The 907-nt window shown below is 32.9% G+C and carries 1 protein-coding gene; it reads right to left on the reverse strand.

The features are described 5' to 3' along the window. On the reverse strand, nt 1-907 hold a 907-nt coding region (locus A3842_RS12005; protein ID WP_178382340.1), incomplete at both ends, for an ATP-dependent nuclease.

A 907-nucleotide genomic window follows, 5' to 3' on the forward strand; every position in this document is an offset into this window, starting at 1 on the left:
CTCTATTAGTTTTCTGTAATTATATGCGTATGCACCACCAACCTGTACAAATGCTATATATTGTTGATTTAAAATTTGAAATTCTTCTAAAGTTGCAAGTTTTCGTATTAGCATCCTTTCAGTATCACCTTCATAAATAATAACTCTATCAGCGAAGACGATATCCGAGAATCCTATTTCATAAAACCAATCATAAAAATTCTCAAGAATCGGATCATCACTGATACTTTCTTTAAATGAGGAAAAATCAAATATTTTACTTTCAAACAAATTAATCGGACGAGCAACTCTAAGGTTTCTCATATCTGTTGATCGAACCATCTCACTAGAATGGGTTGTTATAAGACCCTGTATTTTCTTTTGTTTGTAGTATGTACGAAGGTACTTACCAAATACATTTTGCATCTGAGGATGCATATGTGATTCTGGTTCTTCTATTACAAAAATATTTACTAATAGAGGATCAATATTGCGCTTATAAGTTTCTAATTGAAGAAGAATAAAAATCATATTGCTATAACCTAGACCTTGCGATGCTTCACTTAAAAAATGGTCTTCAAGTTGGTATTTCGCTTTTGTAGCCTGACTTAAAAGAGAATTGATAGCATCTTCAGAAATGTCTAAATCAAGGACTAGACCTCCTGTATTACCACCGTTTGCTTGAGCTATTGCAAGCATTGCATCACTTAGTCCATCAATAGAAGCTTTTCGAACTACCCCCGTTATATCTAACTCCTCTATAGGTTGAAGTATTCTGTCAGGTAATAGACTCAATAACGATGTCCATGTATCATCGTGACATGCTAAATCAAGTACATTTCTACTTATACTTTTTAATTTCCCATTGTTCTGATCATCAAGCGGCCTTCCAGCAATTATATTTTGAAAATTAAATAACTTTCTAAAC

This window comes from Paenibacillus sp. P3E, from assembly GCF_001909045.1.
Classification (GTDB): Bacteria; Bacillota; Bacilli; order Paenibacillales; family Paenibacillaceae; genus Paenibacillus_AQ; species Paenibacillus_AQ helianthi.